The 23326-nt window shown below is 71.9% G+C and carries 24 protein-coding genes; 13 read left to right on the top strand and 11 right to left on the bottom strand.

All coding sequences use genetic code 11. The features are described 5' to 3' along the window. Nucleotides 1–57: 57 nt before the first annotated feature. Nucleotides 58–735 (bottom strand): uracil-DNA glycosylase, encoded by a 678-nt coding sequence (locus ABFJ78_RS27060; protein WP_436389379.1) that lies wholly within the window; start codon nucleotides 733–735, stop codon nucleotides 58–60. A 30-nt stretch (nucleotides 736–765) separates the two neighbouring features. Continuing rightward, nucleotides 766–1296 carry a gamma carbonic anhydrase family protein gene (locus ABFJ78_RS27055; protein WP_436389377.1) on the bottom strand — a complete coding sequence of 177 codons (531 nt, stop codon included), beginning with the start codon at nucleotides 1294–1296 and terminating at the stop codon, nucleotides 766–768. A gap of 94 nt (nucleotides 1297–1390) precedes the next feature. On the opposite strand from ABFJ78_RS27055, the gene ABFJ78_RS27050 reads away from it, so the two are divergent. Continuing rightward, complete coding sequence (locus ABFJ78_RS27050) at nucleotides 1391–2545, top strand: glycoside hydrolase family 27 protein (RefSeq protein WP_436389375.1); 1155 nt, start codon at nucleotides 1391–1393, stop codon at nucleotides 2543–2545. On the opposite strand, the gene ABFJ78_RS27045 is transcribed toward ABFJ78_RS27050, so the two are convergent. Next, nucleotides 2532–3011, bottom strand: coding sequence for a GNAT family N-acetyltransferase (locus tag ABFJ78_RS27045; RefSeq protein WP_436389372.1), 480 nt, complete (start codon nucleotides 3009–3011; stop codon nucleotides 2532–2534). The genes ABFJ78_RS27050 and ABFJ78_RS27045 overlap by 14 nt on opposite strands. Before the next feature lie 16 nt (nucleotides 3012–3027). Further along, the gene (locus tag ABFJ78_RS27040; protein ID WP_436389370.1) at nucleotides 3028–3984 is read right to left on the bottom strand and encodes a thiamine-phosphate kinase; all 957 of its coding nucleotides are present in this window, start codon (nucleotides 3982–3984) and stop codon (nucleotides 3028–3030) included. 137 nt (nucleotides 3985–4121) lie between these two features. On the opposite strand from ABFJ78_RS27040, the gene ABFJ78_RS27035 reads away from it, so the two are divergent. Beyond that, nucleotides 4122–4355 (top strand): Lrp/AsnC family transcriptional regulator, encoded by a 234-nt coding sequence (locus tag ABFJ78_RS27035; protein WP_003091994.1) that lies wholly within the window; start codon nucleotides 4122–4124, stop codon nucleotides 4353–4355. Nucleotides 4356–4374: 19 nt separating this feature from the next. Then, nucleotides 4375–4917: a DUF3515 domain-containing protein gene (locus ABFJ78_RS27030; RefSeq protein ID WP_436389367.1), complete on the top strand. Its 543-nt coding sequence runs from the start codon at nucleotides 4375–4377 to the stop codon at nucleotides 4915–4917. 7 nt (nucleotides 4918–4924) lie between these two features. Here the strand turns inward: ABFJ78_RS27030 and ABFJ78_RS27025 are convergent, their stop codons facing one another. Together ABFJ78_RS27025 and ABFJ78_RS27020 are read right to left on the bottom strand one after the other, a co-directional pair. Next, nucleotides 4925–6019, bottom strand: coding sequence for a D-alanine--D-alanine ligase family protein (locus ABFJ78_RS27025; protein WP_436389364.1), 1095 nt, complete (start codon nucleotides 6017–6019; stop codon nucleotides 4925–4927). A gap of 844 nt (nucleotides 6020–6863) precedes the next feature. Next, nucleotides 6864–8234: a PLP-dependent aminotransferase family protein gene (locus ABFJ78_RS27020; protein ID WP_436389362.1), complete on the bottom strand. Its 1371-nt coding sequence runs from the start codon at nucleotides 8232–8234 to the stop codon at nucleotides 6864–6866. 80 nt (nucleotides 8235–8314) lie between these two features. Here ABFJ78_RS27020 and ABFJ78_RS27015 point away from each other — a divergent pair, with 80 nt between their 5' ends. Next, a complete protein-coding gene (locus ABFJ78_RS27015; RefSeq protein WP_436389359.1) occupies nucleotides 8315–8965 on the top strand; it encodes a pyridoxamine 5'-phosphate oxidase family protein in 651 nt (216 codons plus the stop codon). On the opposite strand, the gene ABFJ78_RS27010 is transcribed toward ABFJ78_RS27015, so the two are convergent. After that, on the bottom strand, nucleotides 8943–10364 hold the full coding sequence (locus tag ABFJ78_RS27010) for a sensor histidine kinase (protein ID WP_436389357.1): 1422 nt from the start codon (nucleotides 10362–10364) through the stop codon (nucleotides 8943–8945). The two genes, ABFJ78_RS27015 and ABFJ78_RS27010, sit on opposite strands and share 23 nt — an antisense overlap. Then, nucleotides 10361–11071, bottom strand: coding sequence for a response regulator transcription factor (locus ABFJ78_RS27005; protein ID WP_436389354.1), 711 nt, complete (start codon nucleotides 11069–11071; stop codon nucleotides 10361–10363). Before ABFJ78_RS27005 ends, ABFJ78_RS27010 begins: the two co-directional genes overlap by 4 nt. 147 nt (nucleotides 11072–11218) lie before the next feature. On the opposite strand from ABFJ78_RS27005, the gene ABFJ78_RS27000 reads away from it, so the two are divergent. The 6 genes from ABFJ78_RS27000 (at nucleotide 11219) to ABFJ78_RS26975 (ending at nucleotide 16046) form a co-directional block, all read left to right on the top strand. Continuing rightward, a complete protein-coding gene (locus ABFJ78_RS27000; RefSeq protein ID WP_436389700.1) occupies nucleotides 11219–12565 on the top strand; it encodes a ferredoxin reductase family protein in 1347 nt (448 codons plus the stop codon). Between the two features lie 12 nt (nucleotides 12566–12577). Next, on the top strand, nucleotides 12578–13051 hold the full coding sequence (locus tag ABFJ78_RS26995) for an FMN-binding protein (RefSeq protein WP_436389352.1): 474 nt from the start codon (nucleotides 12578–12580) through the stop codon (nucleotides 13049–13051). Then, nucleotides 13048–13788 carry an FAD:protein FMN transferase gene (locus ABFJ78_RS26990; protein ID WP_436389349.1) on the top strand — a complete coding sequence of 247 codons (741 nt, stop codon included), beginning with the start codon at nucleotides 13048–13050 and terminating at the stop codon, nucleotides 13786–13788. Before ABFJ78_RS26995 ends, ABFJ78_RS26990 begins: the two co-directional genes overlap by 4 nt. A gap of 65 nt (nucleotides 13789–13853) precedes the next feature. Beyond that, nucleotides 13854–14234 carry a VOC family protein gene (locus tag ABFJ78_RS26985; protein WP_436389347.1) on the top strand — a complete coding sequence of 127 codons (381 nt, stop codon included), beginning with the start codon at nucleotides 13854–13856 and terminating at the stop codon, nucleotides 14232–14234. After that, entirely contained in the window at nucleotides 14231–15055 is an 825-nt protein-coding gene (locus ABFJ78_RS26980) for a class I SAM-dependent methyltransferase (RefSeq protein ID WP_436389346.1), read from the top strand. Before ABFJ78_RS26985 ends, ABFJ78_RS26980 begins: the two co-directional genes overlap by 4 nt. A 13-nt stretch (nucleotides 15056–15068) precedes the next feature. After that, complete coding sequence (locus ABFJ78_RS26975; RefSeq protein WP_436389344.1) at nucleotides 15069–16046, top strand: asparaginase; 978 nt, start codon at nucleotides 15069–15071, stop codon at nucleotides 16044–16046. Nucleotides 16047–16137: 91 nt separating this feature from the next. Here the strand turns inward: ABFJ78_RS26975 and ABFJ78_RS26970 are convergent, their stop codons facing one another. The 3 genes from ABFJ78_RS26970 to ABFJ78_RS26960 form a co-directional block, all read right to left on the bottom strand. Further along, entirely contained in the window at nucleotides 16138–16617 is a 480-nt protein-coding gene (locus tag ABFJ78_RS26970; protein WP_436389699.1) for a cysteine dioxygenase, read from the bottom strand. Nucleotides 16618–16802: 185 nt separating this feature from the next. Beyond that, the gene (locus ABFJ78_RS26965) at nucleotides 16803–17819 is read right to left on the bottom strand and encodes an NAD(P)H-dependent glycerol-3-phosphate dehydrogenase (protein WP_436389343.1); all 1017 of its coding nucleotides are present in this window, start codon (nucleotides 17817–17819) and stop codon (nucleotides 16803–16805) included. Beyond that, on the bottom strand, nucleotides 17819–18538 hold the full coding sequence (locus ABFJ78_RS26960; protein WP_436389341.1) for a lysophospholipid acyltransferase family protein: 720 nt from the start codon (nucleotides 18536–18538) through the stop codon (nucleotides 17819–17821). The genes ABFJ78_RS26965 and ABFJ78_RS26960 overlap by 1 nt, the downstream gene beginning before the upstream one ends. Nucleotides 18539–19003: 465 nt before the next feature. On the opposite strand from ABFJ78_RS26960, the gene cofC reads away from it, so the two are divergent. From cofC to ABFJ78_RS26945, 3 genes are read left to right on the top strand one after another with little or no spacing between them, the layout of a single operon-like run. After that, nucleotides 19004–19624: a 2-phospho-L-lactate guanylyltransferase gene (gene cofC / locus ABFJ78_RS26955; protein ID WP_436389339.1), complete on the top strand. Its 621-nt coding sequence runs from the start codon at nucleotides 19004–19006 to the stop codon at nucleotides 19622–19624. A gap of 42 nt (nucleotides 19625–19666) precedes the next feature. Further along, on the top strand, nucleotides 19667–22048 hold the full coding sequence (locus ABFJ78_RS26950; protein ID WP_436389336.1) for an RNA degradosome polyphosphate kinase: 2382 nt from the start codon (nucleotides 19667–19669) through the stop codon (nucleotides 22046–22048). Next, complete coding sequence (locus ABFJ78_RS26945) at nucleotides 22045–22998, top strand: NUDIX hydrolase (RefSeq protein ID WP_436389334.1); 954 nt, start codon at nucleotides 22045–22047, stop codon at nucleotides 22996–22998. Before ABFJ78_RS26950 ends, ABFJ78_RS26945 begins: the two co-directional genes overlap by 4 nt. Nucleotides 22999–23326 lie beyond the last annotated feature (328 nt).

The raw sequence follows: 23326 nt of genomic DNA, 5'->3' as shown, positions 1-23326 counted from the left end.
TTCCTCCCAAGGTTCACCCCGTGGTCGGAGCCGTGACGCCGGTCCGGACACCGGTCCTCAGGGAAGTTTCCAGTCGACGGGCGCCGCGCCCTGCTGCTCCAGCAGCTGGTTGGCCCGGCTGAACGGCCGGGACCCGAAGAAGCCGTTGTGCGCCGAAAGCGGGCTCGGGTGCGCCGACTCGATGCACGGGACGTCGCCCAGCATCGGCCGCAGGTTCCGCGCGTTGCGGCCCCACAGGATCGCCACCATCGGCTCCGACCGGGCCGCCAAGGCCTTGATCGCCTGCTCGGTGACCGCTTCCCAACCCTTGCCCTGGTGCGAGTTCGACTTCCCGGGCTGCACGGTCAGCGACCGGTTGAGCAGCAGGACGCCCTGCTCGGCCCACGGCGTCAGATCGCCGTTGGACGGCAGCGGGTGGCCGAGGTCGTCGCAGTACTCCTTGTAGATGTTGACCAGGCTCTTCGGGATCGGCCGGACGTCCGGCGCCACCGAGAAGCTGAGCCCCACCGCGTGCCCGGGCGTCGGGTACGGGTCCTGCCCGACGATCAGCACGCGCACGTCGTGGAACGGCTGCTTGAACGCGCGGAGGACGTGCTCACCCGCCGGCAGGTAGGTCCGGCCCGCGGCGATCTCCGCGCGGAGGAACTCCCCCATCGCGGCGACCTGCGGCGCCACCGGTTCGAGGGCTTGCGCCCAGCCTGCCTCGACGATGTCCTGCAGCGGTCGTGCGGTCACGGCGCGCAAGCCTACCGGGCGTGGCCGGCATCACCCGAGCGGGTCGAGCCGCCTCAGCTCCGCCTTGAACCGGCGGCCGCGCTGGACGTAGGACTCCACCACCATCGCGATGTTCTCCGCGCTGAACGACTTGTTCTCCCGCGTCTTGCCGGGCACGCCCAGCGCGATCTCGCCGGTCTTGACGTGCGAGCCGTACGACAGCACCGCACCCGCGCCGACCATGCCGCCGTCTTCGATCACCGAGCCGTTGAGCACCACCGAGCCGGACGCGATCAGGCAGCCGGTGCCGATCCGCGCGCCCTCGACGTGCACGGCGTGCCCGATCGCCGATGACGGCCCGAGGATCGTCGGGTGCCGCTCGGTGCAGTGCAGGACGCAGCCGTCCTGGACATTCGAGCGTTCGCCGATCTCGATGTAGCCGTGGTCGCCGCGCAGCACGGTCTGCGGCCACACCGACGCGTGCGCGCCGATCCGGACGTCACCGATGACCGTGGCGTCCGGGTGGACGTAGGCGTCGGGGTGGATCGTCGGCTCGAGCGAACCGAGTGCGTAGATCGGCATGCCGCCTCCGTGGGTGACCGCGGTTTCACGTGCCGTGCGATTGGATCACGGCATCGCCGCGAACCGGAACGCCAGTACCGGGAGCACGGGCCTCGTGCTCCTCCTCGTCGTGCTGACCTGGCTGCTCAGCCTGCCGGTCGCCTCGCCCGCGCTGGCGAACGGCCTGGCCGGGACGCCGCCGATGGGCTGGAACAGCTGGAACCAGGTCCGCTGCCACGACCTCACCGAGGACGTCGTGCGCCGAGCCGCCGACGCCCTCGCCGACACGGGCCTGCGTGACGCGGGTTACCAGTACGTCGTGGTCGACGACTGCTGGCAAGCGTCCGCGCGCGCCGCCGACGGCTCGCTCCAGGCGGATCCGGCGCGGTTCCCGCACGGCATCGCCGACCTCGCCGACTACGTGCATTCGCGCGGCCTGCTGTTCGGCATCTACGCGGTGCCCGGCAGCCGGACCTGCGCGATGGCCAACGACGCCTACCCGGCGGCCGGCATCGGCTCGCTCGGCCACGAACGCCAGGACGCCGAGACGTTCGGCCGCTGGGGCGTCGACTACCTCAAGTACGACTGGTGCAACGCCGACACCGTCGACGGCCTCGACCGCAAGGCCGCGTTCGAGAAGATGCGCGACGAGCTCGCCGCGCTGCCCCGCCCGATCGTCTACGCGATCTCCGAATACGGCGTCTCGAGCCCGTGGACCTGGGCGCGGCCGGTGGCGAACCTGTGGCGGACCACCTACGACCTGACCGCGACCTGGGACTCGGTGCTCGCGACGATCGACCAGCAGGCCACCGTCGCCGTCCAAAGCGGCGGTCCGGGCGGCTGGAACGACCCGGACATGCTGCAGGTCGGCAACGGCACGCTCACCGCCGACGAGGCCCGCGCGCACTTCAGCGTCTGGGCCGTGCTGAACGCGCCGCTGTTCGCCGGCACCGACCCGGCGAAGCTGAGCGGCACCGACCTCGCGACGCTCGCCAACCCCGAGGCGATCGCCGTCGACCAGGACTTCGCGGGCGGCCAAGGCCGCCGGCTCGACGCCGGCCCGGGCTACCAGGTGTGGGGGAAACCGCTTACCGGCGGCGGGTTCGCGGTGGTGCTGCTCAACACCGGCAGCACCACCGCGACCGTCTCCGCGTCGATCCCCGGCTCGTGGAACGTCCGGGACCTCTGGGCCCGCCAGGACATCGGCACCGGCGTCTCGGCGACGCTGCGGCCGCATCAGGCGGCTCTGCTGAAGCTCACGCCGAGGTGAGGTCCTTGCCGAAGCACCGGCTCTCGGGCTCGTCCTTGTACACGCCGAAGTTCGGGATCTCGACGTACCCCGACGACGTGTAGAGCGCGATGGCCTCGGGCTGCTTGGTGCCGGTTTCCAGGACCGCGCGCTTGCGGCCGCACAACGCCGCCGTGCGTTCCAGCTCGGACAGGATCATCCGCGCGAACCCGCGGCCCCGGGCGGAATCGGCGACGTACATCCGCTTGAACTCGGCGTCGCCGTCCCGGAAGTCGGGCGCCGGGCCGTCGTGGGCGCGCCACGCCCCGCAGGCGACTGCTTCCTCGCCCTGGTAACCGACGAGGAAAACCCCCTGTGGGGGGTCGAAGTCCGCCGGGCTCATCGGGGTCACGTCCTCGTCGCCGTAGCGCTCGACGTAGACCTGCTGCACCGCGGCCATCAGCTTGGCCGCGTCGGGGTGGTCGTAGGGGACCGGAACGATTCTCACGCTTCCCGAGCCTAGATCAGCGCCAGTGGGTCCAGCCGCCTTCTCGCGAAAAAGGCTTGCCGTCCACGGTGATCCCGGAGTCGGCCATCGTGACGACGCCGATCGTGCGCCAGCCGTCGGGGAGTTCGGTGAACGGCGGGAAGGTCGCCGCGAGGGCGTGGTCTTCGCCACCGGTGAGGACCCAGTCGAGCGGGTCGGCGCCCAGCGCGGCGCCGACTTCGGTGAGCCGGGCCGGCACGTCGAGGTCGGCGGTGCGGACGTCGATGCCGACGCCGGAGGCCTCACCGATGTGCCCGAGGTCGGCGAGCAGGCCGTCGGAGACGTCGATCATGGCCGTGGCCCCGGCGAGAGCGGCGCGGGGACCGGCTTCGTAGGGCGGTTCCGGGCAGCGCTGGGCGTTGACGACGCCGACCGGGGAGCGGAACCCGCGCCCGAGCACGGCCAGGCCGGCGGCGGCCCAGCCGAGGCGCCCGTTGACGGCGAGGAGATCGCCGGGCCGGGCACCCGAGCGCGTCACGGGCTCGCGGTCGCCGAGGTCACCGAGGGCGGTGACGCTGATCACGAGCTGGTCGGCGCGCACCATGTCGCCGCCGGAGACGCCGACGCCGGCGCGTTCGGCCTCGGCCCACATGCCGTCGGCGAGGCCGGTGACGACCTCGCGCGGGGTGTCGGGCGGGCAGGCGAGCCCGACCAGGACGGTGGTCGGGGTGGCGCCCATGGCGGCGATGTCGGCCAGGTTGACCGCGACGGCCTTGCGCCCGACGTACTCGGGCGGCGACCAGTCGAGCCGGAAGTGGACGCCCTGGACGAGGACGTCGGTGCTGGCGACGACGCGGCCGTCGGGCGCGGCGACGACGGCGGCGTCGTCGCCCGGGCCGAGCAGGGTGCCCGGAGGCTGGCGCCGTCCTTCGGTGACGGCGCGGATGAGCGCGAACTCGCCGGTCTCGGCGACCGTTCCGTCGTTCGGTGACACCGGTCACCTCTGCTTTCTCTACCGGGACAAAGATCGATCACCGATAGTCGGATGCCCTATGTTTTTCGATGAGCTGGCGATACGTTGCTGATGACGTTCCTACCTTGAGCCGATCGATCCCGACGAAAGGGCGCGCCGTGGTCCACGCATACATCCTCATCCAGACCGAGGTCGGCAAGGCGGCCGCGGTGGCTGCCGAGATCTCCAGCATCCCGGGTGTGACCAGCTCGGAGGATGTCACCGGACCGTACGACGTGATCGTCCGCGCGGCCGCCGACAACGTGGACCAGCTCGGCCAGCTCGTGGTCGCGAAGGTGCAGAACGTGGAGGGCATCACGCGGACGCTGACCTGCCCGGTCGTCCATCTCTGAGCAGTGGTGTAGTGGTCGGGTGCCTGACTCCGACACCGGTGCCCCGCCTCGGGTGGTCCTCGTCACCGCGGCCGCGCTCGCCGTGGCCTTGGCGGTCGCCGTCGCCGTCTTCGCGTTGACCCAGCGCTCCTCGGACACTGCCCCCGACGCCGGTCCCCTGCCGCTCGTGCCCGTGCCGGCGCCTTTCTCGGGCTCGCCGGGCTGCACCACGCTGCTGGGCGCCGTGCCCACGGAGCTGACGTCCAACGGGACTTCCCTCAAGGTGCGCGAGCTGGCCGCTCCGGCACCGCCCGCGACGGTGGCCTGGGGCACGGACGATCCGCTGGTGCTGCGGTGCGGCCTCGACCGCCCGCCGGAGCTGACGCCGACGGCGGCGTTGCGCCTGGTGAACGGCGTCCAGTGGCTGCAGGTGCCGGGTGAAGGCGCGTCGACGTGGTACGTCGTCGATCGCGAGGTCTACGCGGCGCTGACCGTGCCGGACAGCGCCGGGACGGGTCCGTTGCAGACGATCTCGGACACGGTGGCGGCGAAGCTGCCCGCTCGTCCGTTGCGGTTTTCCTGAGCTTCGGTCAGCGCAGGCCCGTGCCGCGCGCGATCGCCGTGTCGATGAGCGTGGTCAGCAGCGTGGCGTAGTCCACGCCGGTGACCTCCCACATCTTCGGGTAGGCGGACTTCGTCGTGAAGCCGGGCATGGTGTTGACCTCGTTGATGGTCAGCTCGCCGTCGGCGCCGACGAAGAAGTCGACGCGGGCGAGGCCCTGGCAGTCGAGCGCGTGGAAGGCCTGCACCGCCATGGCGCGGAGCTTTTCGGTGAGCGAGTCGTCGAGCTTGGCCGGGATGTCGAGCTCGGCGTCGTCGCCGAGGTACTTGGTTTCGAAGTCGTACCAAGCGTTTTCGTCTTCGGACAGGACGCGGATCTCGGCGGGCAGCGAGGCTTCGACGTGCCCATCGGGGAACTCGAGGACCCCGCATTCGACCTCCCGCCCGACGACGGCGGCCTCGACGAGGACCTTCGGGTCGGTTTCGCGGGCGAACGCGATGGCGGCGTCGAGGTCGTCCCAGGTCGTCACCCGGCTGATCCCGACGGACGACCCGGCCCGCGACGGCTTGACGAAGACGGGCAGGCCGAGCTTTTCGCGCTCCGCTTCGTCCAAAGTGGACTGTCCGCGCTTGAGGGCGGTGAAGGTGCCGACCGGAAGTCCTTCGGCGGCAAGGAGTTTCTTCGCGGTTTCCTTGTCCATGGCGGCGGCGCTGGCGAGCACACCGGGGCCGACGTACGGGATGCCGGCGAGCTCGAGCAGGCCTTGGATGGTGCCGTCCTCGCCGAAAGCGCCGTGCAGCACCGGGAAGACGACGTCCACCTGCGAGAGGAGTTCGCTCTCACGCCCGGGTTCGACGGCGACGAGCCCCCGGCTGGAGGGATCCCCGGCGAGGACGAGGCCCTTGCCGTCGTCGACGGAGGGCAGTTCGCGGCCGCGGATGGCGAGCTGGGCGGAGTCGCCGGTACCGAGCACCCACCGGCCTTCCCGGGTGATCCCGACCGGCACGGCTTCGAAGCGCGCGGGGTCGAGGTTCCCCAGGACGCTGCCCGCGGAGAGGCACGAGATGGTGTGCTCGCTGCTGCGCCCGCCGAACACGACCGCCACCCGGATCTTCTCGCTCATGGTGAGCCACCGTACCCGGTGACCTCGCGGAACAGCCGAGCCCGGTGCGACGGGCGGACTGTGGTGGGCGGTGAACGCAACCGGTGAGGGGGGTGGGACGTCCGGTAGGTCGAGGCACCGGTGGGTCCGGGTCCTGGGGTGGGGTTTCGCGGTTCCGGCTGGGGTGCTCGGCGCTGTCGGGTCCCTGCGCTTCCGGCTTCCGGCCTGCTGCCCGCTGTGTGCCTCTGGCACCCGCACTCCCGGCATTCCGGCTCCCGGCTTTCCGGCTCCCGCCCCGCGGGCTTCCTGGTCTCGCGCCTCCCGCCCACGGCTGCAATGCCCCGGCTCCCGGCTCCCGGCTCCCGGCTCCCGATGGCATGAAAGAGTCGTTCAGGCCATCCGGCGCCAGGGCTCCGGCAAAGTCGTGGCCGCGCGGTCTGCCCGGCGTCGCGGCGATGTCATGAAAGGGTCGTTCATGTCGTCTGACGAGGTGAACGACCCGTTCATGACGTGGGGGCGACCGGATCGGCCGCGCTGACCTGACTTTGCCGGGACCCTGCCATCCGGCGCGATGAACGGGTCTTTCATCACAAGTCGACCACCTCGCCCCGCCAACACCGCCCCGCCCCGCCACGCCGAGACGGACCCCGCCCTCCCAGGGGGAACCTCCACCGGATTGAGCGTATCGGCGCCGCCCCACACAAAGCCGCGAAAAGGCACCGCGGAGACCACCGTTGTCCACATCACGGCGAGGCTGTGGACAACCGCCAGACCTGCGGCCGGGAACGTCATGAACGACTCTTTCATGTCGTCCGGCGCGGTGAACGAGTCGTTCAGGACGGCGCGAACGCCAGACCGCGAACCCTCACCGCAGCAAGGACACCAACGTGGGCAAAGCAGCCACCAAAGCCTCCCGCGAACACCCCGCATACCCGATCGCCACCCCGTGCGCGGAAGGCGCACCGGCGAAATGCCGAGCCAACCCGTCCAACCGAATCCCCCGCCGCTCAGCCGAAGCGATCACCGACGCCTCCACCGAAGCCGAAGAAAACGGCACCACCAGATGCGCCCCGGCGTCATCCCCCCGCACCGGAATCCCCGCCGACGACAACGACCCAGCCAACAGAGTCCGCCGCTCCGCCATCTCACGGCGCAACTTCCGCAGGTGCCGGCCCAAATCCCCGTTCCGCGCGAACTCGTACAACACCCGCTGCCCAGCCGGCGAAGGACGCGTCCCGGTCAAATCCCGGTACGCCAAAACCGCCGAAGTGATCGCCTCCGGCGCCACCATCCACCCCGCCCCCAACGTCGGCGTGAGGATCTTCGACGTCGTCCCCAGGTGCACCACCACGTCCGGGGCCAACGAAGCCAGCATTGGCAACGGCGCCACGTCGAACCGCAGCTCGCCGTCGTAGTCGTCCTCGATGACCAACATCGACGACGACCGCGCCAGCTCCACCAGCGACACCCGCCGCGCCGCCGAGAGCCGGCTGCCCATCGGGTACTGGTGCGCCGGTGAGCAGTACACCGCCCGCGTGCCCGCCGGGATCGCGGAAGGCCGCAACCCCTCGTCGTCCACCGGCACGCCCACCACCCGCATGCCCGCCCGGCGGAACGCCTGCACCGCGCGCTGGTACCCCGGCTCCTCGACCGCGACGACGTCGCCGCGCTCCAGCACCGCCGCGGCCAGCTCGACCACCGCCGCCGTCGTGCCGCCCGTCGCCAGCACCGAGCCCGCCGCCAGCCCGCGGTGGCGCAGCAGGTGCTCCGACACCGCCGCGCGGTACTCCGGCAGCCCCGCCCGGTGCGCCCGGACCAGCGGATCCGGGTCGGCCGCCGCCCGCCAGGCGCGGCGCCAGGCCGCGCGGTCCAGCCCGGCCGCCCACGGCGTCCCGGGCCCCAGGTCGAGCAGCGACGGCGCGGAAGCCTCGGGCGCCGGGACGGCCGGCGCCGGCACCTCCGAAGCCGAAAAGGACGGCGGCATCGTCACGTACGTGCCGGAGCCGTGGCGCCCGGCGATCCAGCCCTCGGCGTGCAGCTGCTCGTACGCCGCCGATGTCACCGTGCGGCTGACGCCGAGGCGGCCGGCCAGCGCCCGCGTCGACGGCAGCCGGTCGCCGCCCCGGAGGTGGCCCGAAGCGGCCGCTTCGCGCAGCGCGTCCGCGAGCTGGACGGCCAGCGGGGTCACGGCCGAACGGTCGAGGCTGACCGGGAGCGCGGTGTCGGCGTGGGTCACGGGACCTCCTCGAGTGGACTTCCCAAGTGTACGAGAAGTGGCCGTTTTCCGATGCCACTGCGCTGGGAGACGCTGGTCGCATGCTTTCCACCACGCCCCGCACCACGCTCGGCCGCAAGAAGCACCGCGCCGTGACCGACCGCTCGGCGCTGTACGCCGTCCTCGACGAGGGCCTGATCTGCCACCTCGGCATCGTCCGCGACGGCGCACCGCTGGTCCTGCCGACCGGCTACGGCCGCGACGGCGACACGCTCTACCTGCACGGCTCGACCGGCGCGTCGAGCCTCCGCACGGCGGCGCGGGACCTCGACGTCTGCGTCACCGTGACACTCCTCGACGGCATCGTCTACTCGCGCTCGGTGAACAACCACTCGATGAACTACCGCAGCGCGGTGATCTTCGGGAAGGCGACGCCGGTGCTCGACGCCGACGCGAAGATGCACGGCCTCAAGGTGCTCACCGACCACCTCGCGCCCGGCTCGTGGGAGCACGCGCGCGAAGTGAACGCGAAGGAGTTCGCCGCGGTCAGCGTGCTCGCGCTGGACCTCGCCGAAGCGTCGGTGAAGATGCGCGCCGAGGGCCCTGACGACGAGCCGGAGGACCTCGACGCGGACAACGCCTGGGCCGGCGTCCTCCCGGTCCGGACGGTCTTCGGCGCGCCCGAGCCGTCCGAAGACCTCTCCCCCGGCTGGCAGGTCCCGCCGCACGTCACCGGTCGAGCGGCAACCTGACCGTGAAGGTGGTCCGGCCCGGCTCCGACGCCACCGTGACCGTCCCGCCGTGCGCCGTCACCAGGGACTGGACCACCGACAGCCCGAGCCCGGTGCCGCCGTTGCCGCGGGTGCGCGAGTCGTCGACGCGGAAGAACCGGTCGAAGATCCGCTCCTGGTCCCCCGGAGCGATCCCCGGTCCCGCGTCGCTGACCTCGACGACCGCCTCGGCGCCGGCAGCCGCCACCGAGACGTGCACCGCGGTCCCGGGCGGGGTGTGCACGGCGGCGTTGGCCAGCAGGTTGTCGAGCACCTGCCGCAGCCGCAGCGGGTCCGCGGAAACGAACGCCGGCGCGAGCGAAGAGGAAACCGGGTGGTCCGGCCGGCCGGCGGCGAACGCGTCCACCGCGTCGCCGGCCAGCTCCGCCAGGTCGACGCGCTCGGGCCGCAACGGCGTCTCGGCGGCCCGAGCGTCGAGCCGGGCCAGCAGCAGGAGGTCGTCGACCAGGACGCTCATCCGCGCGGTCTCCTCGCGGATCTTCGCCAGGTGCGCCTCCCGCTCGGCCGGCTCGTTCGCCGCCGCGTAGCGGAAGAGGTCGGCGTAGCCCCGGATCGACGTCAGCGGCGTGCGCAGCTCGTGGGACGCGTCCGCGACGAACCGGCGCAGCCGCTCGTTCGCCTCGGTCTTCGCCGCCAGTGACGTGTCGATGTGGGCCAGCATCACGTTGAACGCCGTCCGCAGCTCCTCGACTTCGGCGCCGCCGCCGGTGCCCGACGCGCGCACCGGCAGGTCGGCGTTCGCCGTCAGGTCGTGGGACGCGATGTCGTGCGCGGTGCCCGCCATGTCGGCCAGCGGGCGCAGGCCGCGGCGCAGCACCAGCCGTCCGACGACGACCAGCACGGCCAGCGCGAGCGTGAACGCGCCGACCTCGACCCAGATCAGCTGCCGGACGGTCCCGTCGAGGTCCTTCTGCGGGGCGGCCGACAGCAGCACCGACCCGTTGTCGACCGGGCACGCGCGCACCCGGTACGGCCCGTCGTCGTGCAGGTAGATGGTCCGCGTGACGTCGCCGTCCACCGCGTCGGCGGCGATCTTCGCCAGCGGCTTGGCGTCGCCGGGCAGCTGGCCGCCCGGCTCGGGCGTCGCGACGCCGTCGCGCACCTTGTACAGCGCCGAGTACCACGAGTAGACCGACTGCGGCGAGCCGTGCGTCTCGCGCAGCTGCGGCAGCTGGGTGTTCTGGCTCTTGGACAGCTGCTCGTCGAGCCGCCGGTCGAGGTAGCCGTGCATGATCCCGACCATCGTGACGCCGACCGCCGCGAACACGACCAGCGCGAGCGCGCCGAGGCCGAGCGTGATCCGGGTGCCCAGCCGCGTGCGCTGCCAGGCCCCGTACCACCGGCGGAAGAAGCGCTTCACCGGTGGGCCTGGCGCACGACGTACCCGACGCCGCGCACGGTGTGGATCAGCGGTTCGCCGTCGCCCGCGTCGACCTTGCGCCGCAGGTGCGAAATGACCAGTTCGACCACATTGGACCGCCCGCCGAAGTCGTACTCCCAGACGTGGTCGAGGATCTGCGCCTTCGTCAGCACCGACGGCGACCGGCGCATCAGGTAGCGCAGCAGCTCGTACTCGGTCGGGGTCAGCTCGGCGAGGACGTCGCCGCGCCGGACCTCGCGGGTGTCCTCGTCCAGCGTCAGGTCCCCGACGCGCAGCACCGCGCCGCGCGCCGCCGCCTGCACCCCGCCGTGGCTGCGCCGCAGCACCGCCCGCAGCCGGGCCATCAGCTCCTCGACGGAAAACGGTTTCACGAGGTAGTCGTCACCCCCGCGGGTGAGCCCGGCGACCCGGTCGGCCGTCGCGTCCTTGGCCGTGAGGAAGACCACCGGGACCGCGCTGCCGTTTTCCCTGAGGCGGTCGAGCACGGTGAAGCCGTCGAGGTCGGGCAGCATCAGGTCGAGCACGACGATGTCCGGCCCGAACTCGGCGGCCTGGCTGAGCGCGGCCTTGCCGGACCCGGCCGTGACCGCGTGCCAGCCCTCGTACCGGGCGACGGTGGCGACGAGGTCGGCGATGTGCGGCTCGTCGTCGACGACGAGCAGGCGCACGGGTTCGGAGGGCTGCACCCCGTCATCTTCTCCCGGCGCGCGGGCGCTCGGCGACCGCGGGCACGGGCCGACAGGAATCCGACAGCCGGCACCCAGACTCGCCACAGGGTCCGTGGCGAGGCTGGCCTTCGTGAACCGAAACCGAAGGGGATCCGTGTGACCACCATGACGCAGACCGCCGAGGCCACGCGCCCGGCGATCCGCCCCCGGATCGCCGCGAAATCCGGCCTCTTCCTCTTCCTGGGCGCCAACGTGGCGGCCGTCACCGCGCTGTTCGCGGAGGCCGGCCTGTCGCAGAACGTGCTGATCAGCATCGGCCGGCTCGCCGGCATGTACGGCGCGCTGGCCATGGCGGTCCAGCTGCTGCTCGTCGCACGGCTGCCCTGGCTGGACCGGCGGATCGGCATGGACCGGCTCACGACGTGGCACCGCTGGACCGGCTTCACGATCCTCTGGACCCTGCTGGCGCACCTGGTGTTCATCACGTTCGGCTACGCGGAGGTGTCGAGCAAGGGCGTCGTCGACGAGCTGGTCGAGATGGCCAACACCCTCGAAGGCATCCTTCGCGCGCTGGTCGCGTTCGCGGTGATCCTGATCGTCGGCGCGGCTTCGGCGAAGTTCGCGCGCAAGCGGCTCGCCTACGAGACGTGGCACTTCATCCACCTGTACACCTACGCCGCGGTGCTGCTGGCGTTCACCCACCAGATCGCGCTGGGCCAGTCGTTCGCCGGCTCGGAAATCGCGAAGACCTACTGGTGGTCGCTCTGGCTCGGCGCCGGCGCCGCCGTGCTCGCCGGGCGCGTCCTGCTCCCGCTGTGGCGGAACCTGCGCCACCGGCTGCGCGTCACCGCGGTCGTTTCCGAGGCCCCGGACGTGGTTTCGGTGTACATGACCGGCAAGAACCTCGACAAGATGCCGGCCCGGGCGGGCCAGTTCTTCCTGTGGCGGTTCCTGACGAAGGACCGCTGGTGGCAGGCCAACCCCTTCTCGCTGTCGGCCGCACCCGACGGCCGCACGCTGCGGCTGACCGCGAAGGCGCTCGGCGACGCCAGCGCGTCGCTTCGCAACCTGCGCGTCGGGACCCGGGTGTTCGCCGAAGGCCCGTACGGCGCGTTCACGACGATCCACCAGCAGCGGCCCAACGCGCTGCTCGTGGCGGGCGGTGTCGGCATCACGCCGATCCGCGCGCTGCTGGAGGACATCGACGGCCACGTCGTCGTGCTGTACCGGGTGCGCACGCAGGCCGACGCGGTGCTGCTGCCCGAGCTGAACGGGCTGGCCAAGGCCCGCGGCGCCGTCGTCAGCGTCCTCACCGGACCGGACCAGGCGGTCGGCCCGCGCGGCACGATGCTCGGCCCGGCGAACCTGCACATGATGGTGCCGGACGTGCACGAGCGGGACGTGTTCGTCTGCGGCCCGCCGGGGATGACGTCGGCCGTGCTGCGCAGCCTGCGCGAGCTGAAGGTGCCGAAGACCCAGGTCCACGCCGAACGCTTCAGCCTCGCGGCCTAGGGGGATCCTGCTGTGAAGAAGACCATTTTCGTCGTCGCGCTGTCGGTCGCGGGGTTCATCGCGGTCTGGCGGTTCGAGCCGGGGCCGGTGCACAACACCGCTTCCGTCGCGCAGGCGCCGCCCAGCACCAGCGCACCGTCCACATCGGTCGCTCCACCGGCTCCGACGTCGGCCAATCCGGCCGACCCGACCACTTCGTCCACTCCGGACAGTGCGAACGCGACGGTGACCACCCAGGGCACGGCGGAGTCCAGTCGCTACGGGACCGTCCAGGTCCAGGTGACGTTCACCGGGTCGCGGATGGTCGCGGTCACCCTGCTGCAGGCTCCCGACGACGGCCGCGCGCTCACCGCGTTGCCGCGTCTGCAGGAAGAAGCGATGAAGGCCCAGAACGCCGACATCGACACGATCACCGGGGCGACCGAGACGAGCGAGTCCTACAAGACGTCGCTGCAGGCGGCCATCGACGCGCGGGGCAGCAGATGACCACGCGCGTGGAGCAGGTGATGGGCCTGCCGATCTCCCTCGACCTACGAGACGGAGGAGACTTCGCCGAGATCGTCGACGACGTGTTCGCGTGGTTCCGCGACGTCGACGCGAAGTTCAGCCCCTTCAAGGAGGACAGCGAGGTCAGCCGCTACGACCGCGGCGAGCTGACGGCCGCCGAGCTGAGCGACGACCTCCTGGAAGTGCTGGAGCTCTGCGCGTACTACGAGCAGCTCTCCGGCGGCGCGTTCCGCGCGCGGCTGCCCGGCCGCGGCCTGGACCCGTGCGCGGTGGTGAAGGGCTGGGCGGTGCAGCGCGCGGCCGACATGCTCAAGGCCGAGGGCGCGACGACGTTCTGCCTCAACGCCGGCGGCGACGTCGTCACCGCGGGCGAGCCGCGACCGGGGCGGCCGTGGCGGGTCGGCGTCCGCCACCCCGAGCAGCCCCTGGCCGTGTGCGCGGTCCTGGAGTCGCGCAACGGCGCCATCGCGACGTCGGCGGCCTACGAGCGCGGCTCGCACATCCTCGACGGCCGGTCGGGCGCACCGGCGACCGGGCTGCTGAGCGTCACCGTCATGGCTCGCGACCTGGTCACCGCGGACGCGCTGGCGACGGCGGCGTTCGCGATGGGCGCCGAGGGCATCACGTGGGCGGCCGACCGGCCGGACTGCGAGATCCTCATCGTCGACGACAGCCGCCGCGTGCACCGGACGGCGGGCCTGGCGCTGGCGTCCTGAAATCCGGTCGCCCTCGATCGGGGTGCTCCTCCACACTGGGACCTTCCGACTGCCGAGGAGCGCCCATGCCGTCCGCTGTGCTGAACGTGTCCGTCGACTGCGCCGAGCCGTACTCCCTCTGCCAGTTCTGGAGCGAGGTCACCGGAAAGCCGATCCCCGACGAGGACCAGCCCGGCGACGACGAGGTCGGGTTCGAGCTGAACGACGGCACGAACCTGCTCTTCCTGCGCGTCCCCGAACCGAAGACGGTGAAGAACCGCCTGCATCTGTGCCTGCAGCCGGACATCCCGCGCGACGAGGAGATCCAGCGGCTGCTCGGGCTGGGCGCCACGCTGGTGAACGACCTCCGCAACCCCGACGGCACCGGCTGGGCCGTGCTCGCCGACCCCGAGGGCAACGAGTTCTGCGTGCTGCGCAGCGCGGCCGAACGGGCGGCGACGCCGTGACGGACTCCTTCGCCGTCAACAAGGCGAACTGGGACGAACGCGCGGTGCTGCACGCGGCGTCGCCGGACTACGCCTTCGACCGGTTCGCCACGGATCCGGCGCACCTGAGCGGCGTCGTGCGATTCGACCGGCCACGGCTGGGCGACCTCACCGGCCTGCGCGCGGTCCACCTGCAGTGCCACATCGGCTCGGACACGGTCTCGCTGTCCCGGCTGGGCGCTTCCGTGACGGGCTTGGACTTCTCGGGCCCGGCGCTGGTGGAAGCACGCCGGCTCGCGTCCGCCGCGGGCGCCGAGATCGACTTCCACGAGGCGAACGTCCACGACGCCGTCGAGGTGCTCGGCGCCGGGCGGTTCGACCTGGTCTACACCGGGATCGGCGCGTTGTGCTGGCTGCCGTCGGCCGCGCGCTGGGCGTCGGTGGTCGCGGGACTGCTGCGGCCCGGCGGCCGGCTGTTCGTCCGCGAGGGGCACCCGATGCTGTGGTCGCTCGACGAGACGACGAACCCGGCGGTGCCGCGGTACCCGTACTTCGAGCACGCCGAACCGCTGGTGTTCGACGAGCCCGAGACGTACGTCAAGGTGGACCGGAAGCTGGAGAACAGCGTCAGCCACTCCTGGAACCACTCGCTCGGCGAGATCATCACGGCACTGCTGGACAACGGGCTCACGCTGACCGGGTTCACCGAGCACGACAGCGTCCCGTGGAACGCGATCCCCGGGCAGATGACGCACGACGAGGCCGCGGACGAGTGGCGGCTGACGGACTCGCCGTCGCGGCTCGCGGCGAGCTACACGCTCCAGGCGGTCAAAGGCGGCTGAATAGGGTGGGCGCATGCCCTTGATCGCCCTCGCCACCCTCGGCGGCACCATCTCCATGGCCCCGGTCGCCGGTTCCGGCGGTGCGGTGCCCCGGCTCGGCGCGGCCGACCTGCTCGGCGGGCTCGGCGACCTGCCGATGGACGTCCTGGCCGAGACGCTGGCCGGCATCGGCAGCGCGTCGATGGACTTCGCGACGCTGCTGCGGTGCCGCGAGTGGGGGCTACGGCAGGACGCCGACGGGTTCGTGGTCGTCCAGGGCACGGACACCCTGGAAGAGACGGCGTACTTCCTGGAGCTGACCTGGCCGTCGGACGTCCCGGTGGTGGTCACCGGGGCGATGCGCAACGCGGGGCTGCTCAGCCCGGACGGCCCGGCCAACCTGCGCAACGCGCTGACCGTGGCGGCCGACCCGCGCAGCCGCGGCCGCGGTGTCCTCGTGACATTGAACGACGACGTCCACGCGGCGCGCTGGGTGCGGAAAGCGCATTCGAGCCACCTGGAGGCGTTCACGTCGGCGCCGGCGGGCCCGCTCGGCATGGTCGTCGAGCACGCGGTGCACTGGTTCCACCCGTCGCCGCCGCGGCTGCCCGCGTTGAGGGGGACGGACTTTTCGGGGCTGGTCCCGGTGGTCGAAGCCGGGTTGGACGACTCGGGGGCGATGCTCGCGCACGCGGCCACGCAGCCGGACGTGCGCGGGATCGTGATCGCGGCGACCGGCGTGGGCCACGTGTCTTCCGGCACGGCCGACGTCATCTCGCGGCTGGTTGCCGAGGTGCCGGTGGTGGTGGCGTCGCGGACGGGCGCGGGCCCGACGCTGCGGTCGACGTACGGCTTCCACGGTTCGGAGTCGAGCCTGATCGCGATGGGCGCGACGATGGCCGGCTGGCTGGACGCGCGCAAGTCCCGGATCCTGCTGCACGCGCTGCTGGCGTCCGGCGCCGACCGGGCGGCGATCGAGCGCGAGTTCCGCGCCCGCGGCGACCTGGACTGAAGCGCCCCAATGTGGCCTTCGGTGCGTCTGATGCACCCAAGGCGGCCTTCGGTGCGTCAGACGCAACCAATGTGGCCTTGGGGCGCTGGGGTCAGTCCAGGACCGGGCCGCCCAGCGCATCCAGGTGGTACGGGCGCATCGCGCGGCCCGCGTCGCGGTAGACGTGGACCGAGATCGCCGGGTCCGGGCCGTCGTTGCGCACCTCGTGCACGTACCCCGGGCCGAACACCCGCGACTGCCCCGCCGACAGCGCGTGCAGCTCGGTGACCGCGCGGCCGCCGGGCGCGCGGCGGGCCACCGCCTCCGTCAACCGGCCGCTGACCAGCGTGAACGCGCCGCTGGCGAAAGCATGGTCGTGCAGGTCGGTGCGCTGGCCGGGCAGCCAGCTCATCAGCCAGACCTCCTGCTGCTCGTCCTTCTCGACGAGCGTCGCGAAGCGCTCTTCGGGGTCGTAGCGGAGCAGGTGCTTCCAGCGGTCGCGGTCGGCGGCGACCTCCAGCGCGACGCGCACCGGGTGGCGCAGCGCGGGGTTTTCGGGACGCAGCAGGGTGTTGTCCGGAACGGCGAACATGAGGGTCCTCACGGGAGAAAAGGGTGTCGAGCTGGGCCGGGGCGGGGTTCACCGACAACAGCGACACGCGCACATGACGGCGCGAAGGCCCGTGAGGCCTCGCAGCTCAGTCATCTCGCGCGCGAACATGCGACCAGAGTCCCGTACCGGCCGCGCCCGGTCAAGCCGTCCCAGCTGCCGGGAGATCAGGACCACTCGTGCTTCTGCGACCGGCCCAGCAGCTCGGCGCCCGCCTGGCGCGGGTCGACGCCTTCGTGGCAGACGCGGTGCATCGCGTCGGTGATCGGCATGTCGACCCCGACGCTCCGGGCCAGCGCCCGGATCGACGAGCACGACATGACGCCCTCGGCGACCTGCCCGCCGGCCGCCGCCTGCGCCTGTTCGAGCGTCTCGCCGCGGCCGAGGCGCTCGCCGAAGGTCCGGTTGCGCGAAAGCGGCGACGAGCAGGTCGCGACCAGGTCGCCGACGCCGGCGAGCCCGGCGAACGTCAGCGGGTCGGCGCCCAGTTTCGCGCCGAGCCGGGCCATCTCGGCCAGGCCGCGGGTGATGAGCGTCGCCATCGTGTTGGTGCCCAGGCCCAGGCCCGCGGCCATGCCGGTGCTGAGCGCGATGACGTTCTTGCACGCGCCGCCCAGCTCGCAGCCGACGACGTCGGTGTTGGTGTACGGGCGGAAGTAGGAGTTGGCGCAGGCACGCTGGATCGCGACGGCGCGTTCGTGGTCGGCGCAGGCGAGCACCGCCGCGGCCGGCTGCCCGGCGGCGATCTCCTTGGAGAGGTTGGGCCCGGTGACGACGACGACGTCGCCGGCGTCGATCCCGACGATCTCCCCGATGACCTCGCTCATCCGCTTGAGCGTGCCGAGTTCGACGCCCTTGGCGAGGCTGACGAGGATCGCGTCGGGCGGCAGCAGGGGGCGCCACTTCGAGAGGTTCTCCCGCAGGCTCTGGCTGGGGACGCCCAGCACGACGGCCTGGGCTCGGGCCAGCGCTTTCCCGGGGTCGCTGGTAGCGGTGACGTTCGCGGGCAGTTCGATGCCCGGGAGGTACGCGCTGTTGACGTGCCGCTCGCGGATGTCCTCGGCGACCTGTTCGCGGCGCGCCCACATCGTGACGTCGCGGCCGGCGTCGCCGAGCACCTTCGCGAAGGCGGTGCCCCAGGAGCCGGCCCCGAGGACGGTGACCCGCTGGACGTCGGCGCGCATCAGGCGGGGTCCCCCGGCTTCGCCGACGGCGGTTCTTCGTGGCGGATCTCGCCGAGCAGGCGGGTCACCTCGTCCATCATGACCTGGGTGACCTCGCGCAGCTTCGACGCGCTGCGCGTGTTGCCGCCGCGGTAGGCGGAGAGGTCGATCGGGTCGCCGACGGAGTGGGTGATCGTCTTGCGCGGGAAGGGCGTGAACTTCTTGGTGTAGCCGTTGAAGATCTGGTTGGTGCCCCAGCGCGCGATCGGGATGACGGGGACGTCGTTCTGCAGCGCGAGCCGGGCGGCGCCGGTGAAGGACTCCTTCGGCCAGCCGGCGGGGTCCTTGGTGATGGTGCCTTCGGGGTAGATGACGACGATCTTGCCGTCTTCGAGGGCTTGGTGGGCGGCTTTGAGACTGTCCCCGGCGGCGGCCGACCCCCGCGAGACGGGGATCTGCCCCGACCCGGAGACGATCGGCCCGAGGATCGGCGCGCGCGTCAGGCTCTCCTTGAAGAGGAACCGCGGGACACGCTTCTGCCGGTGCACGAAGACGGCGTCGACGGCGGGGTCCATGTGCGAGATGTGGTTCATGACGAGCAGCGCGGGCCCCTGCCTGGGGATCTTCTCGGCCCCGACGTAAACCCGCCGGGCGATGCCGGTGAGCGGGTAGAACAGTACGGCGGCCAGCCCCACCCAGAAGCCGCCCTTCTCACGCCGGGCCACGATCTCCTCCTCCACGTCAGCTCCCCCAGATCCTGCCGCGCCGGGGTGAGGGCAGTCCAGGGAGGGTCTCCTTGGCCGGTGATCAGCGGTGGCCAGCGGTGATCACGGCGGGCCCGAGCGGCTGATCGGGCGGGCCGGGCCCGGTGCCGGAGCCTCGAACCCCTAGCCGTACGTCTTGAATGAGTCATTCAGGTCTTCGGAGGTCCTGAATGACTCATTCAAGACGTCTGCGACTGGGCGACCGGCGGCGGAGCGGCCTGGCAGCCCGCCACAGCCCAGCCCGCCACAGCCCGGCCCCGCCACGCCACGCCGCAGCCCACCCTCCCTGGGGGCCACCCCGTCTCGAGCGTATCGGCCCCCACCGACCGAAAAACCCCGTCGACCATCCCCGCAGCCCGACTTGTCCACAACACCCGTCACCTGTGGACAACCCGCCCCACCCGCCGACACCCGGCCGCCGTTTCGGGTAAAGATGGACACGTGGACGTGGACCTGGTCGTGCCGATGAAACACCCCCGCGAGGGCAAGTCGCGGCTGCGTGGTGCCGTCGCGCCCGATCGGCACCCCGCCCTCGTACTCGCGCTGGCCGCCGACACCCTCGCCGCCGTCACCTCGACCGCGCGGGTCCGGCGCGTATTGCTCGTCGCCGCCGACCCCGCCGCCGTCGCCGAACTGGCCGAGCTCGCCGAACTCGGGATCGAGATCGTCGCCGAGCCCCCCGAAAAAACCCTCAACGCCGCCTTCCGGCACGCCGCCGACCTGCTCAGGCGAGACGACCCGCACGCCGTCGTCGGAGCGCTCCAAGCCGACCTCCCGGCCCTGCGCGCCATCGACCTGACCGGCGCCATAGCCGAAAGCGACAACCGAAGGGCCTTCGTAGCCGACCGCCAAGGCACCGGCACCACCCTCCTGCTGTCCGCCCCCGGCGCACCCCTCGACCCGCGCTTCGGCCCCGGCTCGGCCCGCCTCCACGAAGCTTCGGGAGCCGTCCCGCTCCGGGCGGAACTCCCCACCCTGCGCAGCGACGTCGACACCCCCGAAGACCTCGCCCACGTCAAAACCCTGGGTGTCGGGAAACACACAGCCGAGCTGTTCACCTGACCTTCACCGCGGCCTGCGCAATTCCGCGTGGCTTGGTGAAGAATGGGGTCCGTGAGCACAGACGACGGCGGCACGCCCGCACCGCGGAGGCGACGGAACCCGGCGAACGGATCTTCGGAGACGGCGAAGAAGGCCACTCCCGCCAAACCCGCCCCGGCGAAGAAGGTCCCGTCGAAGTCCACCGCACGCGACACCGCGGCCCGTGCCACCGCCGGCAAGGCCAGGACCCGCAAGACCACCGCCGCGGCGGCCACCCCGGCCGCGACCCGGCGCCGCAGCTCCGCGCACGGCAACCCGCGCGGCGCCGAGGAGTTCCGCGCCGTCCCGTCGGCGCCGCCCGCGGTCACCGCCGCGCCGACCGCCGTCGAGACGCTGCCGGACGACCGGTACTTCAACCGCGAGCTCTCCTGGCAGGACTTCAACGCCCGCGTGCTCGCGCTGGCCGAGGACGAGTCGCAGCCGCTGCTCGAACGGACGAAGTTCCTCGCCATCTTCGCGTCCAATCTGGACGAGTTCTACATGGTCCGCGTCGCCGGCCTGAAGCGCCGCGACGAGACCGGCCTGCTGGTGCGCAGCGCGGACGGCCTCACCCCGCGCGAGCAGCTCGACTACATCTCCAAGCGCAACCAGGACCTCGTCGAACGCCAGACCGGCGCCTTCGAGAAGCACCTGCGCCCGCAGCTGGCCGAGCACGACATCCGGATCGTCGGCTGGGCCGACCTCTCCGGCGCCGACCAGCTGCGCCTGTCCAGCTACTTCTCCGAACAGATCTTCCCGGTGCTGACACCACTGGCCGTCGACCCGGCGCACCCGTTCCCCTACATTTCGGGCCTTTCGCTGAACCTCGCGGTGACGGTCCGCGACCCGGAGGGCGGCACCGAGCGCTTCGCGCGCGTGAAGGTGCCGAGCAACGTGCCGCGCCTGATGCGCGTCGAGACCGAGCGCACCAGCCGGACGGCGACGTTCCTGCCCCTCGAAGAGCTCATCGCCGCGCACCTCGGCGAGCTGTTCACCGGCATGGACGTCACCGAGCACCACGTCTTCCGCGTCACCCGCAACGCCGACTTCGAGGTCGACGAAGACCGTGACGAAGACCTCCTCCAGGCCCTCGAGCGCGAGCTGGCGCAGCGCCGGTTCGGCCCGCCGGTGCGCCTCGAGGTCGCGCAGGACATGAGCGAGCACATGCTCGAGCTGCTGCTGCGCGAGCTGGACGTCGACCCGGCCGACGTCGTCGAGGTGCCCGGCCTGCTCGACCTGACCTGCCTGCACCAGCTGTCCGGAGTGGACCGCAAGGAGCTGAAGGACCGGCCGTTCGTCCCGGCGACGCACCCGGCGTTCGGCGAGCGCGAGACGCCGAAGAGCGTTTTCGCGACGCTGCGCGAGGGCGACGTGCTGGTGCACCACCCGTACGACTCGTTCTCCACCAGCGTGCAGCGCTTCATCGAGCAGGCGGCGGCCGACTCGAAGGTCCTCGCGATCAAGCAGACGCTGTACCGGACGTCGGGTGATTCGCCGATCGTCGACGCGCTGATCGACGCCGCCGAGGCGGGCAAGCAGGTCGTCGCGCTGGTCGAGATCAAGGCGCGGTTCGACGAGCAGGCCAACATCACCTGGGCGCGCACGCTGGAGCGCGCCGGCGTGCACGTCGTCTACGGCCTGGTCGGGCTGAAGACGCACTGCAAGGTGTCGATGATCGTGCGCCAGGAGGGCTCGACCATCCGCCGCTACTGCCACATCGGTACCGGCAACTACAACCCGAAGACCGCGCGGCTCTACGAGGACATCGGCCTGTTCACCGCCGACCCGAGCATCGGCGCGGACGTCACCGACCTGTTCAACGTGCTCACCGGCTACTCGCGCCAGGACACCTACCGGACGATCCTGACGTCGCCGCACGGCATCCGCCGCGGCATCGTGCGCGCGATCGGCGAAGAGATCGAGCTGGCCCGGGCCGGGCAGGACGCCGGCATCCGGATCAAGTGCAACTCCTTGGTCGACGAGCAGGTGATCGACGCGCTCTACCACGCGTCGCAGGCCGGGGTGCCGGTCGACATCGTGGTGCGCGGGATCTGCACGCTGAAGCCCGGCGTCGAAGGGCTGTCGGAGAACATCCACGTCCGGTCGATCCTGGGCCGGTTCCTGGAGCACTCGCGGGTCTTCCACTTCCGCGCCGGCGGGACGCACTGGATCGGCAGCGCGGACATGATGCACCGGAACCTGGACCGGCGGATCGAGGCGCTGGTGCGCGTCAAGGACCCGAAGCTGACCCGGCAGCTCGACGACATCTTCGACTCGGCGCTCGACCCGGCGACGCGGTGCTGGGTGCTGACCGCGAGCGGCGAGTGGTCGCCGTTCCCGGCGGACGGCTCGCGGGTGCGCGACCACCAGCTGGAGCTGGCGAAGCTGCACGGGGCCGCCGGATGACCCACGAGGTACGGGCGGCCGGCGCGGTGCTGTGGCGCGTCGCCGGAGGGGTGACGGAAGTCGCCCTGGTCCACCGCCCGCGGTACGACGACTGGTCGCTGCCGAAGGGAAAGCTCGATCCGGGCGAGACGATCGCCGAGGCCGCCGTCCGCGAAGTGCGCGAGGAGACGGGGTTCGACGCCGTCTTGGGCCGCTACCTGGCCCGGACGGCGTACCCGGTGCCCGCGCGCACCGGCACCGGCACGGTCCCGAAGACGGTCGACTACTTCAGCGCCGAAGCCGTGTCGGGGAAGTTCGCGGCGAACGACGAGGTCGACGAGCTGCGCTGGCTCGGCCCGACGGCGGCGGAGAAGCTGCTGACGCGCCCGGAAGACGTGCGGGTGCTGCGCGCTTTCTGCGAGCTCCCGGTGGGCCTGACGACGCTGCTGCTGGTGCGCCACGCGAAGGCGGGCAAGCGCGACGAGTGGACCGGCGACGACGACCTCCGGCCGTTGTCGGAGGCGGGGCTGCGGCAGGCGTCGGCGCTGCGGCGGGTGCTGGGCCTGTTCGGTCCGGACCGGGTGCTTTCGGCGCCGCGCCTGCGGTGCGTGCAGACGGTGCACGGGGTCGCCGAGGACGTCGGCGCCGAGGTCCGCCACGAACCGCTGCTGTCGGAAGAGGGGTACTGGCCGGACCCGGTGCTCGGTGTCGCGCGGCTGCTGGCGCTGGCGGGCGACGGCGGCACCCCGGTGGTGTGCAGCCAGGGCGGCGTGATCCCGGACCTGGTCAGCGCCCTGGCCGACCGCGACGGCGTGGAGCTGCCCGCCGCGCGAGGCGGCGTGGTGCCGAGCAAGAAGGGCTCGTTCTGGGTCCTGTCGTTCCGCGCGCCGACGGCGGAGGAGGGCCCGATCCTCCTGGCGGCCGACTACCACCCGAGCGCATTGCCGACGCCGTCCCCCAGCCACCGCTGAGCCGGTTGTCCACACGCGGGTCGTGATGTGGACAAAGGGCCCTCGGCAGCGGAGTTCCCGGACTTTTCGTCGGTCGCCGCCGATAGGCTGGACAAGGGCACGCCCCCCAGGGAGGGCGGGGGTTCCGGCAAAGTCGGGTCAGCGCGGCCGATCCGGTCGCCCGCACGTCATGAACGGGTCGTTCACCTCGTCAGACGACATGAACGACCCTTTCATGACATCGCCGCGACGCCGGACAGACCGCGCGGCCACGACTTTGCCGGAGCCCTGCCAGGGAGGGTGGGGGCCTGGGGTGGTCTCGGGCCTGAGCGGCGCTCTCCGCCGCGAC

It is taken from the genome of Amycolatopsis sp. MEPSY49 (genome assembly GCF_051337345.1).
GTDB lineage: Bacteria > Actinomycetota > Actinomycetes > Mycobacteriales > Pseudonocardiaceae > Amycolatopsis.
This window is presented reverse-complemented; position numbering and strand designations above follow the sequence as displayed.